Genomic DNA, 15,319 nt, shown 5'->3' with positions numbered 1-15,319 from the left:
GGATATGTGATGATCGGTGGATGAAGATCCGCAAGGCTGTCATTCCGGCTGCGGGAATCGGCTCCCGGCTGCTTCCGCTGACCAAGGCGACGCCGAAGGAGATGCTGCCGGTCGGCGACAAGCCGGTCATCGAGCACACCGTCCGTGAACTGGTCTCCTCCGGGATCACCGACATCACCATCGTCGTGAGCAGCGGCAAGTCGCTGATCCAGGACCACTTCCGCCCCAACCCGGCGCTGGTCGCGCAGTTGCGCGCCGACGGCAAGTCCGCCTACGCCGACGCGGTCGAGGAAGTCGGTGAGCTCTCGCGCGCAGGCCACATCACCTACCTCGACCAGCACGGTCCGTACGGCAACGGCACGCCGGTCCTCAACGCCGCCCGCAATCTCGGTGACGAGCCGATGCTGGTGCTGTGGCCCGACGACGTGTTCGTCGCCGAGGTGCCGCGCGCCCAGCAGCTCATCACCGCCTACGAGTCCACCGGCTGCCCGGTGCTGGCGCTGCTGCCGATGGCGCCGGGCGAGTCGCAGCGCTACGGCGTCCCGGTGGTCCGCGAGGACCTCGACGACGGGCTGCTGCGCATCTCCGGCCTGATGGAGAAGCCCAAGCCCGAGGACGCCCCCTCGGCGTACGCGGCCATCGGCGGGTACGTGGTGACCCCGGGCATCATCGAGGAGTTGCAGACCCAGACCGAGAACTGGTACACCCACCAGACCGGCGAGGTGTACCTCACCGACGCGATCAACAACTACGCCGCCAACCACGCGGTGTACGGCCAGGTCATCCAGGGTCGCTGGTACGACACCGGCAATCCGGCCGACTACCTGGTCGCCCAGTTCGCCTCCGCGCTCGCCCACCCGGAGTACGGGCCGCTGCTGCGTCAGCTGGTCGACTGAGGCTCAGAAGCGCCGGATCGTGAAGATGTCGAATTCGCGCAGGGGATGCAGCCCCACCGGAACGCCCCAGTCGTGGGCGTCGAGGATCTGGCCCATCCCCGCGTAGATGCCGACGTGCGAGCCGTCGCCGTTGAGGATGACGACATCGCCGGGCGCGAGCCCGCGGAAGGTCACCGGCATGCCGACCTTCGCCTGTTCCCAGGTGGTGCGCGGCAGGTTGACCCCGACCTGCCGGAAGGCCCACTGCACCAGGGCCGAGCAGTCCCACGCGTGCGGCCCCATGGCGCCCCACTCGTAGGGCTTGCCGATCTGGGTGGCAGCGGCGGTGAGCGCGCCGATGCCGGTCGCGCTGGGTAACGGGATCGCGCCGGAGCCACTGGAGCTGCCGGACGAGGAGCCGCCCGAGCCCGACGCGCTGCCGGTCTGCGACCAGGCTGGCCCGGCGAGGACGAGGGTGGTGATGGTGGTGGCGACGAACCCGAAGGCCAACCGTCGCAAGACTTTTCGCCGCATTTGCTGTTCCGCCTCCCCGCTGTTCCTACGGACGTCGGAGCGTGGCGAGAAACTCGCCGGGCCAGGCGTCCCGGAATCGGGCGAACCCGGCGAGCTACCCGTGTTCGGACGAGATCAGACGTAACACACAGCTACTGCCGCCTCAGCGGTTCCATGCGCATCAGCAGTAACACCTCGATTGTGCTCGACGATCGACGGACTGTCACACACATTCAGCAAATTGTCAGCATCGTTATCATCGGCCGGGTGCGCGGACACGAACGGGGCGGGACCGAAAGCCGGTCCCGCCCCGCCGTTGTCGCCGGTCAGGCCTTGCGCACCCGAGCCTTCACCCCACCGGTGAGTTCGGCGGCCTCGGCATCGGTCGCGCCGAAATCGAGCGTGGTGGCGAGGACTTCACCGGCGATCAGATCGCGGTGGGTCCGCGCCCACGCCAGCCGCTCGGCCGGGACCTCCAGGGTGAGGGTGATCCGGTCCGACACCTCGAGACCCTGCGCCTTGCGGGTCTCCTGCAGGTCGCGGATGAGGTCGCGGGCCCAGCCCTCGGCCTCCAACTCCTCGGTGACCACCGAGTTCAGGACCACCAGACCGGCATTGCCGGGCAGGGCGGCGGTGGACTCGGGTTCGGCGGCCACCAGACGCTGGGTGTACTCCTCGGGCAGCAGGGTGATCCCGGCGGCGGTGACGACACCCTCGGCGGATTCGCTCCACTGCCCCGCCTTGACCGCCTTGATCACCGTCTGGACCTCTTTGCCCAGCCGCGGCCCGGCGGCGCGCGCGTTGACGACCAGCTCGAAGCGGCCGTGCGCGTCGACGTCGGTGGTCAGGTCGACCTTCTTGACGTTGACCTCGTCGGCGATCAACTCGGTGAACGGCGTGAGCCGCTCCGCGTCGGCCGCGGCGATGGTGACCTCGGCCAGTGGCAGCCGCACCCGCAGGTTCTGCGCCTTGCGCAGGCTCAGCACGGTGGAGCAGACCACCCGGACCTCGTCCATCGCGGCCACGAGCTCGGGATCGTGCGGCAGCTCGGTCTCGGTCGGCCAGTCGGCCAGGTGCACCGAGCGCTCGCCGGTGAGCCCACGCCAGATCACCTCGCTGATCAGCGGCAGCAGCGGCGCGGCCAGGCGGGTGACCACCTCGAGCACCGTGTGCAGCGTGTCCACCGCGTCACGGTCCTCGGACCAGAACCGCGAACGCGACCGGCGCACATACCAATTGGTGAGCGCGTCGGCGAACGAGCGCAATTCGTCGGTGGCACCGGCGATGTCGTAGGTCTCGAGCGCCTCGGTGATCACGTCCCGGGTGACCGCGAGCTTGGCCAGGATGTAGCGGTCGAGCACGTGCGGCGAATCCGTGCGCCACACCCCGGGCTTCGAGGCGTAGAGCTGCAGGAAGGTCCACGCGTTCCACAGCGGGCGCAACGCGTGGCTGACGCCTTCGCGGATGCCGCGCTCGGTGACGATGAGGTTGCCGCCCCGCAGGATCGGCGAGCTCATCAAGAACCAGCGCATCGCGTCGGAGCCGTCGCGGTCGAAGACCTCGTTGACGTCGGGGTAGTTGCCCTTCGACTTCGACATCTTCAGGCCGTCGTCGCCCAGCACGATGCCGTGCGCGGCAACAGTTTTGAACGACGGCGAGTCGAACAGCGCGGTCGAGAGCACGTGCAGTGTGTAGAACCAGCCGCGGGTCTGCCCGTTGTACTCGACGATGAAGTCGCCCGGGAAGTGGCTGTCGAACCAGTCCTTGTTCTCGAACGGGTAGTGCACCTGCGCGAACGGCATCGAGCCCGACTCGAACCAGCAGTCGAGCACCTCCGTCACCCGGCGCATGGTCGACTTGCCGGTCGGATCATCGGGATTCGGCCGGGTCAGTTCGTCGATGTAGGGCCGGTGCAGGTCGGTCGGGCGCACGCCGAAGTCGGCGGCGAGCTCGTCGAGCGAGCCGTAGACGTCCAGGCGCGGGTAGGCCGGGTCGTCGGAGACCCACACCGGGATCGGGCTGCCCCAGTAGCGGTTACGGCTGATGTTCCAGTCGCGCGCGCCCTCGAGCCACTTGCCGAACTGGCCGTCGCGGATGTGCTCGGGCACCCAGCTGATCTGCTGGTTCAGCTCGACCATCCGGTCGCGGAACTTGGTGACCGCGACGAACCAGGACGGCACGGCCATATAGATCAGCGGCTGGCCGGACCGCCAGCTGTGCGGGTAGGAGTGCTCGATCGTCTCGTGCCGTAACAGCTTTCCGGCGGCCTTGAGATCCTTGATGATCACCGGGTTGGCGTCGAAGACCATCAGGCCCTCGTACGGCGGCACCATCGAGGTGAACTTGCCTGCCGGGTCCAGCGGCTGGACGATCTCGATCCCGTTCGCCGAGGCGACGTCCATGTCCTCCTCACCGAAGGCCGGCGCGAGGTGGACTACGCCGGTACCGGAGTCGGTGGTGACGTAGTCGGCCTCGAGCACGCGGTGCGCGTTCGGGTGGCCGAGGAAGAAGTCGAACGGCGGTCGGTAGGACAGCCCGGCCAGCGCGGCGCCGTCGTACTCGCCGAGCACCTCCGGCTCGTCACCGAGCTCGCGGGCGTAGTGCGAGACCCGTTCGGCGGCAAGCACATAGCGCTTGCCGTCGGCGCCGCGCACGTGCACGTAGCGCACGTCGGGGTGCACCGCGATCGCCAGGTTGGACGGCAGCGTCCACGGCGTGGTGGTCCAGATCAGCGCGTTGGCGCCGTCGAGGGCCGCGAAGGGATGCTCGGCCGGGACGACGAGCTGCATGTCGACGGTGACCGCGGGGTCCTGCCGCATCTTGTACGCGTCGTCGAGACGGGTCTCCTGGTTCGACAGTGGCGTCTGCTCGTACCAGCTGTAGGGCAGCACGCGGAAGCCCTGGTAGATCAAGCCCTTGTCGTAGAGCGACTTGAACGCCCACATCACCGACTCCATGAAGTCGAGATCGAGGGTCTTGTAGTCGTTGTCGAAGTCGACCCAGCGCGCCTGGCGGGTCACGTAGTCGCGCCACTCGCCGGTGTAGCGCAGCACCGAGGACTTACAGGCGGCGTTGAACTCGGCCAGCCCCATCTCGTCGATCTGCGACTTGTCGGTGATGCCGAGCTGCTTCTCGGCTTCGATCTCGGCGGGCAGGCCGTGGGTGTCCCAGCCGAAGCGGCGGTCGACCTTCTTGCCGCGCATGGTCTGGAAGCGCGGGATCAGGTCCTTGACGTAGCCGGTGAGCAGGTGGCCGTAGTGCGGCAGGCCGTTGGCGAAGGGCGGGCCGTCGTAGAAGACGAACTCGGCCGCCCCGTCGCGGTTGGCCAGGCTGGCGCGGAAGGTGTCGTCGCGCGCCCAGTAGTCGAGTACCTGCTGTTCGAGTTCCGGGAACGACGCGCCGGAACCGGCGCCGAAGTCGACCCGGGGGTACGCACCGGTGGTTGTCTCGTCCGCCATCGCGGATCTGCTCCTCGTGCCGCCGCGCCGTCGGCGCGAATCCTGGGCACGGGGACGATGTCGGCGCCGGTGCGCCGTACCGCGGTACCACCCCGCTTGCCCGTGCCGTCCCGAGGGAGCGGCGCGAGCCTCTCGTTGTGTGAGCTGTGACGGGCTCACCCGTTCGGTTCTACTGAGCGCGAGCGCCGTTCTTCCGAAGGCTCCCCGGTGATGGCCGGATCAGTGCCGTGTGTTGTTCGATTCTAACCGGGACCGTCCAGCGGATATTTCGCGCCGTCAGTCCCGCCGGGCGTGTCGGCCGGGTGGGACCGGGTCGTTCTCGGGTTTTCGGGTGGCCAGCGCACTCACCAGCAGAGTGGCGGCACCGACGATACAGATCAGGATGCACCCCCAGGCCCACAGCACCGAACCGGTGGCGAGCGCCGCGACGAGCAAACCGAAACCGATAGCCGCGAGGACGAGCGTCAAGACGAGCATGCTGACTCCCAAGAACCCGAGCAGCCCGACGAAAGCTGGGCGTTTCCCGGGTCACACGGCGCGCCGTGTGACCCGGGTCCAGTTTACTTGCCGCCCTTGGCGAAGGAGGCGGGAGCCAGACTGTTGGCCGAACCGTTGGTTTCGCCGGCGAACTCGCCGCCGTCGACCGGGACGGCCGAGCCGCGGTTCTCCAGCTCCTCCAGCTGCGACTCCAGGTACGACTTCAGTCGCACGCGGTACTCGCGCTCGAAGGTCTTCAGCTGCTCGATGCGGCTCTCCAGCACCGTGCGCTGCTGGGTGATGGTGGCCATGATCTCGGCGTGCTGACGCTCGGCATCGGCGGTCAGGGCCTCGGCCTTGTCCTTGGCCTGACGGATCTGGGTGTCGGAGCGGTTCTGCGCGTCGGCCAGCATCGCGTCGGACTTCTGGCGCGCGTCGGCGATCATCGCCTCGGAGCGGGTACGGGCGTCGCCGACCAGTCGCTCGGAGTTTGCCCGCGCGTTCGAGAGCAGTCCCTCGGCCTCGGTCTTGGCGTCGGTGGTGAGGCGGTCGGCCATCTCCTGCGCCAGGGTGAGGACCTTCGCGGCCTGCATGTTCGCGTCCGGACCGGAGTTGTCACGCACGGGGGCGGCGACCGGCATCGGCGCGGGCGGTGCGGGTGGCACCGGCGGCGCGATCGGTTCCGGCGCCGGCGGCGGGGCCTGTTGGACAGGCGCCTTCACGGCGCTGACCGGCGCGGACGCGCGGTTCTTCTTGGCGTCGGCCAGCTCGGTGTCGAGCTCGGCGACCCGCTGACGCAGGTCGGCGTTCTCCTCGATCAGGCGCGACAGCTCCTGCTCGACGAGATCCAGGAAGGCATCTACCTCGTCCTCGTTGTAGCCGCGCTTACCGATCGGCGGTTTGCTGAACGCGACGTTATGCACATCGGCGGGAGTCAGCGGCATCGAAGGATCCCTTCACGCGTCTTTTGGAGAACTAGCAAGCGGTCTTCTCGATTCAGTATGTCACACGGAGGTCACGGGCTGCCCGAGCCTACCCACGATGGACATCAGGATGAACACCACGAAGAGCAGGACCATTATCGACAGATCGAGCCGAATACCCCCGAGATTCACAGGAGGTATCAACCGCCTCAGGAGTTTCACCGGCGGGTCGGTCACCGTGAAGATGACTTCGAGGATGATCACCACCACACCGGTCGGGCGCCAATCGCGCGCGAAACTGCGAATGAACTCGACGATCACCCGGCTGATCAGCAACAGCCAGAAGATGAAAAGCACCAGGTACAGAACCGCGAACAGGGCCACGTCTTCACTCTGCCGCAAAATCGGCGGCGTGCAAAATGGCCGCGCCGCGCAGTGCGCGGGCGGCCATCACGGTGTTGCGGATGTGGTGTCTATTTCTGGTTGTAGAAGCCGTTTTCGGCGATCCGGCGGCGCTCTTCCGCTGATACGTCGACATCGGCGGGTGAGAGCAGGAACACCTTCGTCGCCACCTTGTCGAACGAACCGCGCAGCGCGAAAGCGAGCCCGGCCGCGAAATCGACCAGCCGTTTCGCATCGGCATTGCTCAGGTCCACCAGGTCCATGATGACCGGGTTGCCCTCGCGGAAACGCTCACCGATGATCCTGGCCTCGCTGTAGTCCCGGGGACGCAGCGTGGTGATCTTGGACAAGGGACCTCCGTCCTCGAAGATCCCAGGCCGCCGCGCGGCGGCAGGCTCGGGGCGCATGCGCTCCTCCAGCCTGCGCTCCTCGGCGTCGGGATCGACCGCGAGCGCTCCACGGGTGGAGCCGCGCATGCCGGGTGCGACACCGCCGGCCCGGAACGAGCGACCAGACGACGGCGCGGTCTCGATCCTGGTCGGGCGACGTGGCGTCTCGTAACGATCGTCGGCGTAGGTGTCGGCGACGTAATCGTCACGACGCGCCTGGTAGGCCGACTTGTAGGCCGGCTGCGGGTAGTCGTCGGCCTCGTCCTCGAAACGGTCGGCGCCGTATCGGTCTTCGGCGTAGCGGTCGTAGCTGCGCGGGCGAGGGCGACCGGCGCGCTCGTCGGCGCCGCGAGGGGCGTGATCGTCGACGTAATCGTCTTCGTACTCGTCGAGCGGAACCATGCCGAAGTACGCCTTGAACTTGTGCAGCGTGCTCATCTGGTCGACCTTCCTTCGGCCCCGGTGGCGGCCGGGTGTTGAAGTTCTTGCTCAGCGCCTCGTCGGCCCAATCGTATGTGTCGAATGTGACTGATGAGGTTTCTTTGCTACGCCGAGGTTATCGGTCGCGCGCCCATCAAGGCGGTACCGACACGCACACACGTCGAACCGTGTTCGACCGCAGATTCCAAATCACCCGACATACCTGCAGAAAGTTCGGTGGCGTCGGCGTGTCGAGTCAGCAGCGAAGTGTGCAAAGTCGCAAGATTCGCAAAGGACGCATCACTGGCGGCGTCAAGGGGCGGAATCGCCATCAGACCGGCCAGATGCAGGCCGGGAGCCTTCGCCACGAGATCGGCCAGGGCGGGCAGATCGGCCGGTGCGACACCCCCGCGCCCGGGGTCGTCGTCCAGGCTCACCTGGAGCAGGACACGCAGGGGCGCGGTACGCTCGCCGGCTGCCATGGCGTCGCGCGCGGCCCGGTCCAGCGCGGTTGCCAGGCGTTCGCTGTCGACCGAGTGCACGGTGTGCGCCCAGCGCGCCACCGCGCGCGCCTTGTTCCGTTGTAAACGGCCGATCATGTGCCATTCGACGTCGTCGTAACCGAGCTCGGCGACCTTGGCCGAGGCCTCCTGCTCGCGCGACTCGCCGAACTCGCGCCTGCCGAGGCGGTAGAGGATGTCGACATCGGCGGCGGGGAAGAACTTCGTCACCGGCAGCAGCCGGACCGAACCGGCCGGTCGGCCCGCGGCGGCCACGGCGGCGTCGATGCGGGCCAGCAGACCGTCGAGCCGGGCCGAGAGTTCCTGGGCGCGGGCGGTCTCCCGGGTGGTCTCGCGCGCTGCGCTCATGCGGTGGGGTCCATCCAGATCACGCCGGCGATGCGGCCGGTCGGCGCGCCGCGGCGGTGGCTGAACAGGGTCTTGTCCTCGATGGTGCAGCGCGGGTCGAGGGCGATCCCGCCGACGCCGGCCTCGGTGAGCTGCCTGCTGATGCCCGCACGCAGATCCAGACCAGGGGTTTTGCGGACCGTGGTGGTGGCGCTGCCGGGCAGGTGGGCCTCGACGTCGGCCCGCATCGCGGCCGGGACCTCGTACTGGCGGCCGGAGGCGGCGGGGCCGAGGAAGGCACCGATCCGTTCGACCCGCGCGCCCACCGACACCATCGCCTCGAGCACCCGCGGCACGATCCCGATCCGGGCGCCGATGCGGCCCGCGTGCACCGCGGCGATGACACCGGCCTCGTCGTCGGAGAGCAGGATCGGCACGCAGTCGGCGGTGAGCACCACCAGGGCCAGGTTCGGCACGGTGGTGACCAGCGCGTCGGTCACCGGAACCGGTTCGGCGCGGGGTCCGTCGACGATCTCGACGTTGCGTCCGTGCACCTGCTCCATCCACACCAGCCGGTCCGGGGTGAGCCCGATGCCCTCGGCCAGCCGAACCCGGTTGCGGCGCACGGCTTCCGGATCGTCGCCGACGTGATCGCCCAGGTTGAACGAGTCGTACGGAGCGGCGGAGAAGCCACCGGCGCGGGTGGTGGTCACCCGGCGGACGGTCACGGTGGTGGGTGCGGAAGTCATGACTTCGAGCGTAGTGCCGTCCGGGCGGGGTGGGTCGCCCGTGGGCGGTGACGTCGGTCAACCTCGGCGCGGTGACATCGTTCGGCCTCGGCGCGGAGCGCGCTACCCCAGTTCGTCGAGCTTGCGGGCGATGCCCGCGCGGCTGGTGAGGCCGAGCTTGCGCAGGACGCGGCCGAGATGGTCCTCGACGGTGCGGGGGCTCAGATAGAGATGGGCGGCGATGTCCTTGTTCGTGTGGCCGTGGGCCGCCAGTTCGGCGACTTCCCGCTCGCGCCTGGTGAGGGAGGTGGGGCTGGGCGAGCGGGATCCGGCCAGGCTGCGCTGGGCCGTGGTGGTCTCGGCCAGCAGTCGCTGGGCGCCCGCGGCGGCGAATATCGCGCGTGCCGAGGCGAAGCGGCTGGTCGCCTGGCCGAAGTCGCCGCGGCGGCCCGCGACGATACCCGCGAGCAGTTCGGCCTGTGCGCGGTTGACCACCATTCCGGCGCGGGTGAACGCGGCGATCGCCCGCTCGGCCGATGTTGCCGCGGTGTCGAGATCACCGACGGCGACGGCGTAGTCGGCACCGGCGAGCGCGGCCGCGCCCACCTGGCTACCGAGACCCTCGTCGGTCGGGTGCGACGCGGCGACCGAGTGCGACGCGGCGACGGGGTGCGACGCGGCGACGGGGTGCGACGCGGCGACCAGGTGATCCGGGCCCTCGCAGTGCAGCACCTGAGCCGTGCTACCCGGGCTCTCGTCGGTGTGGTGCGCGCCTCGCGATGACGAGTGCCGGCTGCCGGAGCGAATGCCGGCGTCGGTGGGCGTCCTCGTCGACTCCGTGTCGCGGGGTTCGGGCGGTAGCTCCGGCGCGGTGGAAACGGCATCGCCCGCAACGGTTTCGCCGGTGGCGGAGGCCGAGGTTCGGTAGCCGGCCGCTGCGGTCGCCCGGGCGACCAGGTCGGCGGCTATGGTCAGGTCGCCGTCGGCGATCGCGGCATGGGCCGCCCGGGCCAGGTGCGTCGGATGCAGGGGGCCGGGGCGGGTGTCGGGGGCCAGGGCGGTCGGGGTCGAAGCGTCAGGGACCACCGGGGCGTCGGGCTCCGGCGCATCCTGGACCAGCGAACCGGCGGCCGGAGCACCCGGGACCGGCGGACCGGGCGCTGAGACTCGACGGGTCGGGGCACCGGGCACCTGGAGGTCCGGTCTCGGAAGGCCGAGGGGGCGGGCGGTTTCGACGAGGGTGGTCTCGACTACCTGGCGCCACCATCGCATGGCGGGACGTGGCAGGGCCGCGACCGTGTGCCACTGGGTGGTGACCGCGTCGGTGGGGGCGGTGAGCAGCAGGGTGCGGAGCTTGACCGCGCCGGCGAAGGAGAGCAGGTCGGGGTGGTGGAAGGTGGTGGCGGCATCGGTCGCGTCGTCGGCGGCGGCGATCGCGGCGTCGAGGCGGCCGAGTTTGGCCAGCGAGTAGGCGCGGACGGTCTGGAGTTCGGCCAGGGCGTAGCTGCGGCCGAAACGGTGGCTGACGCGGATGGCACGGTCGAGGTGGGCGAGGCCGTCGCGGTCGTGGTCGAGGAAGTAGGCGCACCAGCCCAGGGCGGGAACCGCGTGGACGACCTCGCGGAAGCCGGCGTCGGTGAGCTCGTCGAAGGCATGGTGACAGTCGGGGTAGAGCTCGGCGGCGGTCCGGATCTGACCGTCGGCGACGAACCCGAGGCAACGCAGCGCCGTCGCGGCGGCCCGCACCGCCGGGTCCGCGATCTCGGCGGACTCGAACAGGGCGTTGAGCCGGGCGTGGCCTTCGGCGTCCTGGTGATCCTGCAATTCCAGGATGGCCAGCTCCAGTTGGACCGGACCGTCCCCGCGGCGCCGAGGCAGGGTCGCGGCGGTGGCGAGCAGAGTCCTGGCCTCCTCGACCCGGCCGCACATGCGGGCGCACCGGGCCGCCAGCAGCAGCGCTTCCAGCTGATGCGGGCCCGGTGCGGCGGCCGCCGGGGCGAGTGCCGCCGCCGCGCGCTCGCCCGCGCCCGCGAGCAGCAGTGCCCGGCCCAGTGCCACCGCGTCGGCGAGTGGATCGGTGGCCGAGGGGGCGATCCGGTGGGCGAGCGCGAGCCAGCGCGCGGCCGAGGCCGGCGCGTCGGCGAGCACCCGGTCGGCCGCCAGCCGCAGTTCGGCGCCCGCGAGCTCGTCGCGGCCGAGCAGAGCGTGCTCGAGCTGCGCGGCCCGCGCGGCCATCGGCGCGTCCCGGGCGCGCAACGCCAGTGCCGCGCGGCGGTGGGCCAGGGCCAGCCAGCCCTGTCCCGCCAGCCGATAGGCGGCGGTGCGGATCAGCGGGTGGACGAAGGTCACCGCGCCATCGATCACCCGGACGACGCCGCGACCGACCAGCCCATCGAGCGCGTCGGCCACCGTCACCGCCGGGAGATCCGCGGTCGCCGACAGCAGTTCGAGGTCGGGCGGCGCGCCACACACGGCGGCGGCCTGCGCGACCGACCGGTCGAGCTCGGGCAGCTGGGCCAGTTCGGCCCGGATCGTGCGATCCAGCGCCGCGTAATCGGTCGAGGTCGGATCCGGGTTCTCCCCGCGCAGCGCCCGCTCCAGTTCCCGGTCGGGCAGGTCGGCCAGGAGCGACAGATACAGCGGATTGCCCTGGGACGCGTCGAGTAGCCGGGCGCGGCGACGGGGATCCTCCCCTGGGAGCAGCCCGTCGACGTCGACGCCGGTGAACGGCGGCACCCGGACCTGGACCGAGCGGACCAGCGGCACCCGCAGCAAACGGGTGAGCGACGGCGGGCAGCCGCCGTCGCGAAACGCGAGAAGCAGCCGGAATCCGCCGACCGGGCGATTGCGGATCAGGAAGGCCAGCAGCCGAACCGATTCCGCGTCGGCCCACTGCGCGTCGTCGACGACCAGCAAGGTCTCGACCGTGCCGAGCGCGCGCCGCATCCGCCGGGCGAGCGCCGTGTCGGCGACCACGTCCGCCGCGGACACCTCGGCGTCGGCCGAGGACCACGCCGCCGGTGGAACGACCGCCGCGCCGCGTGCGCGTTCTTCCTCGGCCGGATCGACGTCATCGAGCTGTTCGGCGAGATCGTCGGCGAGGTAGCGCGGTTGGGTGCGGGCGTCCTCGGCACCGGTGACCGAGAACACCCGGCACGGCGCGGCCTGGGCGAAATGGGCGATCAAGCGGGACTTGCCGATTCCGGCGGGGCCCTCCACCAGCAGCAGCCAGGGGGCGTCGGGGCCGGTGAAGGTCGTGGTCAGGGTAGCCAGTTCGGGGGCTCGGCCGACGAAGGCGCGTTCGATCACCGTCATCACCCTTTCCTGCCCGGTTTGTCCGGGGTGAGCCTAACCCGGGTCACCGACGAGCAAATGCCGTGGTTTCCCGGATGCTCCGCGGGCGGACGTGGGGTTGGGTGGGCGAGGCCGATCACCGCCGAAGGGTCCGCGGTGAGGTTCTTCAGAAAGTAGGTTCGCATGACGTTCACCGGCAAGGGAATGGTTTCGCGGTTCGCGCTCGCACTGCTGGCGGTCACGGCACTCGGTGCCGCGGGCTGCTCGGCCGTGGACAAGGTCACCGAGGTGGCCAAGGACGCGGGCAAGTCCGACACCGCCCGCTCGAAGGTCGGTGACTGCATCAACGTGATCTCGGCGTCGATGATCGACTCCAAGACCGAGCCTGTCCCCTGCTCGGCCGAGACCGCCGTCTACAAGGTCGTGCAGGTGCACGACCAGAAGGTCGAGTGCCACGAGGACTACACCTCCTACGAGGAGACCTTCGGCAGCGGCGGCACCCTCGCGTTCCTGTGTCTCGCCCCGAACTTCAAGGAGGGCAGCTGCTACAACGAGGGCATGATGACCGGCTACAAGTTCGTGCCGTGCACCGCCACCGAGGCCGACTTCAAGGTCGTCTCGCGCATCGACGGTCAGGTCGACGAGCAGCTGTGCGGCGAGGACGCCGACTCGGTCCTGGTGGTCAACGACCCGAAGACCACGTTCTGCCTGGGCAGCGCCAAGGGCTGAGGCCCGCACGACGAGAAGCGGGGGGGGGGCCCCCGGGGGGGGCGGGGGGGGGGGGGGGGGGGGGGCGGGGGCGGCGGGGGGGGGGGCCCGCGGGGGGGGGCGCGCCCCCCCCCCCCCCCCGCCCCCGCCCCCCGGGGCGCCCGCCCGCTTCTCGTTTGTCCTGGCTATCGGCGCATGAAGATCGGCACTTCGATGTCGTCGTCATCGTCGCCGTCATCGCCCTGGTCGGGGTTGTTGACGCGGTTCATGGCCTGCTCGGTGACCCGCTGACGCTCCGACTCCCGATACCGCTCGGTGTCGCGGTAGCTCGGGGCGCTGGTCCGCCCGCTCGACACCCCGCTGGTGGCGGGTTCGGTCGCGCGGACCGGAGCCTCGCTGCGCGCCTGGCCGACCTCGCCCGCGCGCCCGGCGCCGATCGGGTTGGACCCGACCCGGGTGCTGTGCGATTCGGGCACCGCCCGCCGGGAGGGGCCGCCACCGTCGAAACCGGCCGCGATGACGGTGACGCGCACCTCGTCGCCCAGCGAATCGTCGATAACCGTACCGAAGATGATGTTGGCCTCGATGTGGGCCGCCTCCTGCACCAGCGAGGCCGCCTCGTTGATCTCGAACAGACCGAGATCGGAGCCGCCGGCGATCGAGAGCAGCACGCCGTGCGCGCCGTCCATCGACGCCTCGAGCAGCGGCGAGTTGATCGCCGTCTCCGCGGCCTTCACCGACCGGCCCTCACCGCGCGCCGAGCCGATGCCCATCAGCGCCGAACCGGCGCCGGACATGACGGACTTGACGTCGGCGAAGTCGACGTTGATCAGACCCGGGGTGGTGATCAGGTCGGTGATGCCCTGGACACCGTTGAGGAGCACCTCGTCGGCGGAGCGGAACGCGTCCATCAGGCTCACCGCCGCGTCGCCCAGCTGCAGCAGCCGGTCGTTCGGAATGACGATGAGGGTGTCGCACGACTCGCGAAGCAGGTTGATCCCCACCTCGGCCTGGTTCCCACGCCGCTTGCCCTCGAAAGAGAACGGCCGGGTCACGACACCTATGGTCAGCGCGCCCAGCTTACGGGCGATGCTGGCGACGACGGGCGCGCCACCGGTACCGGTGCCACCGCCCTCGCCCGCGGTGACGAAGACCATGTCGGCGCCCTTGAGCACCTCTTCGATCTCGTCCTTGTGGTCTTCGGCGGCCTTGCGGCCGACTTCCGGATCGGCACCGGCACCGAGGCCGCGAGTCAGCTCGCGGCCGACATCGAGTTTGACGTCGGCATCGCTCATCAGCAGGGCTTGGGCGTCGGTATTGACCGCGATGAACTCGACTCCCTTGAGTCCCTGTTCGATCATTCGGTTGACGGCGTTCACGCCGCCGCCGCCGATACCGACGACCTTGATCACTGCAAGGTAGTTGTGCGGGGGCGTCATGGGCTCTCGCCTTCCTTCGATCTTAAACCCTCAACCTCAACCATAGGGTTGGCGTTATGTCAAGTATCCGACTGCTGCGGAACGCTATTCGCAGCCACTGCGATCCCGGCGCAGGCGCGCCGAGACGAGAGCCAGAATCTTGTGCCACAAAGAGTGTCGCTCACTTTACCGTGACCAGATTCGGACTCGACACGTCGAACACGGTCCCCTCACGGGTCAGCAGCGGCAACACGACGGCAGCTTTGCGCTCGCCGTCGCCCGTGCCGCCCCACACTACCTTCCTACCGTCACGTAGGTTCAATGAGACGTCCGAATTCGACCGTGCGACAACCTCACCCACCTGCACCGACAGGGCGGGTGGCAGCGTGACCAGCACGTCCACCGCCGCCCTGGCCGCCGCGGGCCCGGTGAAGGATCCCTCGGTGAGCAGCTTCGGCACCCCGATCGGCGGCGCGGGCTCGATCGCGAATTCGACGCTCTCGGCATCGATCAGGTGCGCGCCGTCCGGTGATTCGAGGTACACCACCGGTGTTCGTTCCACCACGCTCACCAGCACGGTGGAGGGGAATTTGCGCTGCACCCGCACCGAACGCACCTTCGGAATCGCGGCCACACGCTGGGCGATCGCGGTGGTATCGATGCGCAACATCGAACGGCCGTCCGGGATTTCGAGCCGCGTGCGGACCTCCTCCTCGGAGACCGCGGCCAAGCCGTCGACGCGCACGGTCCGCACCGACAACACCGGGGTGAACCACGCGAGAACGACGAGGACCGTGACCACGAGGACGCCGACCGCCGTCCAGAGCCGGTAGCCGCGCCACCCGCGCGCGGCGGGCATCGGCAAT

General features: G+C 69.7%; 13 protein-coding genes. 2 read left to right on the top strand and 11 right to left on the bottom strand.

The window, feature by feature from the left end; genetic code table 11:
• The first annotated feature begins 20 nt into the window (after positions 1-20).
• Positions 21-896, top strand: a complete 876-nt coding sequence (locus tag ACIO52_RS26440; protein WP_218721091.1) for a UTP--glucose-1-phosphate uridylyltransferase — start codon at positions 21-23, stop codon at positions 894-896.
• A 3-nt stretch (positions 897-899) separates the two neighbouring features.
• Here the strand turns inward: ACIO52_RS26440 and ACIO52_RS26435 are convergent, their stop codons facing one another.
• The 9 genes from ACIO52_RS26435 to ACIO52_RS26395 form a co-directional block, all read right to left on the bottom strand.
• Positions 900-1,409, bottom strand: a complete 510-nt coding sequence (locus tag ACIO52_RS26435) for an NlpC/P60 family protein (RefSeq protein WP_255588518.1) — start codon at positions 1,407-1,409, stop codon at positions 900-902.
• A 305-nt stretch (positions 1,410-1,714) separates the two neighbouring features.
• Positions 1,715-4,846 (bottom strand): isoleucine--tRNA ligase, encoded by a 3,132-nt coding sequence (ileS, locus tag ACIO52_RS26430; protein ID WP_218721090.1) that lies wholly within the window; start codon positions 4,844-4,846, stop codon positions 1,715-1,717.
• 276 nt (positions 4,847-5,122) lie between these two features.
• On the bottom strand, positions 5,123-5,323 hold the full coding sequence (locus tag ACIO52_RS26425) for a hypothetical protein (protein ID WP_316573332.1): 201 nt from the start codon (positions 5,321-5,323) through the stop codon (positions 5,123-5,125).
• An 83-nt stretch (positions 5,324-5,406) separates the two neighbouring features.
• Entirely contained in the window at positions 5,407-6,267 is an 861-nt protein-coding gene (locus ACIO52_RS26420; RefSeq protein WP_218721088.1) for a DivIVA domain-containing protein, read from the bottom strand.
• A gap of 60 nt (positions 6,268-6,327) precedes the next feature.
• Positions 6,328-6,630, bottom strand: coding sequence for a YggT family protein (locus tag ACIO52_RS26415; protein WP_019046242.1), 303 nt, complete (start codon positions 6,628-6,630; stop codon positions 6,328-6,330).
• 89 nt (positions 6,631-6,719) lie between these two features.
• A complete protein-coding gene (locus ACIO52_RS26410; RefSeq protein ID WP_218721087.1) occupies positions 6,720-7,475 on the bottom strand; it encodes a cell division protein SepF in 756 nt (251 codons plus the stop codon).
• Between the two features lie 107 nt (positions 7,476-7,582).
• Entirely contained in the window at positions 7,583-8,326 is a 744-nt protein-coding gene (locus tag ACIO52_RS26405; protein ID WP_218721086.1) for a YggS family pyridoxal phosphate-dependent enzyme, read from the bottom strand.
• Entirely contained in the window at positions 8,323-9,054 is a 732-nt protein-coding gene (gene pgeF, locus ACIO52_RS26400) for a peptidoglycan editing factor PgeF (protein WP_402647610.1), read from the bottom strand. Before pgeF ends, ACIO52_RS26405 begins: the two co-directional genes overlap by 4 nt.
• A 102-nt stretch (positions 9,055-9,156) precedes the next feature.
• Complete coding sequence (locus ACIO52_RS26395; protein WP_402647607.1) at positions 9,157-12,348, bottom strand: AAA family ATPase; 3,192 nt, start codon at positions 12,346-12,348, stop codon at positions 9,157-9,159.
• 162 nt (positions 12,349-12,510) lie between these two features.
• Between ACIO52_RS26395 and ACIO52_RS26390 the strand changes: the two genes are divergently transcribed.
• Positions 12,511-13,056 carry a hypothetical protein gene (locus tag ACIO52_RS26390; RefSeq protein WP_218715999.1) on the top strand — a complete coding sequence of 182 codons (546 nt, stop codon included), beginning with the start codon at positions 12,511-12,513 and terminating at the stop codon, positions 13,054-13,056.
• Positions 13,057-13,220: 164 nt separating this feature from the next.
• Here the strand turns inward: ACIO52_RS26390 and ftsZ are convergent, their stop codons facing one another.
• Together ftsZ and ACIO52_RS26380 are read right to left on the bottom strand one after the other, a co-directional pair.
• Positions 13,221-14,474: a cell division protein FtsZ gene (ftsZ, locus tag ACIO52_RS26385; RefSeq protein ID WP_218716000.1), complete on the bottom strand. Its 1,254-nt coding sequence runs from the start codon at positions 14,472-14,474 to the stop codon at positions 13,221-13,223.
• Between the two features lie 160 nt (positions 14,475-14,634).
• On the bottom strand, positions 14,635-15,312 hold the full coding sequence (locus tag ACIO52_RS26380; RefSeq protein WP_218716001.1) for a cell division protein FtsQ/DivIB: 678 nt from the start codon (positions 15,310-15,312) through the stop codon (positions 14,635-14,637).
• Positions 15,313-15,319: the final 7 nt, after the last annotated feature.

Source organism: Nocardia sp. NPDC087230 (assembly GCF_044744725.1).
Lineage (GTDB): Bacteria > Actinomycetota > Actinomycetes > Mycobacteriales > Mycobacteriaceae > Nocardia > Nocardia canadensis.
Note: the sequence above shows the minus strand (reverse complement) of the source record. Positions and strands in the feature narration are given on the sequence as shown.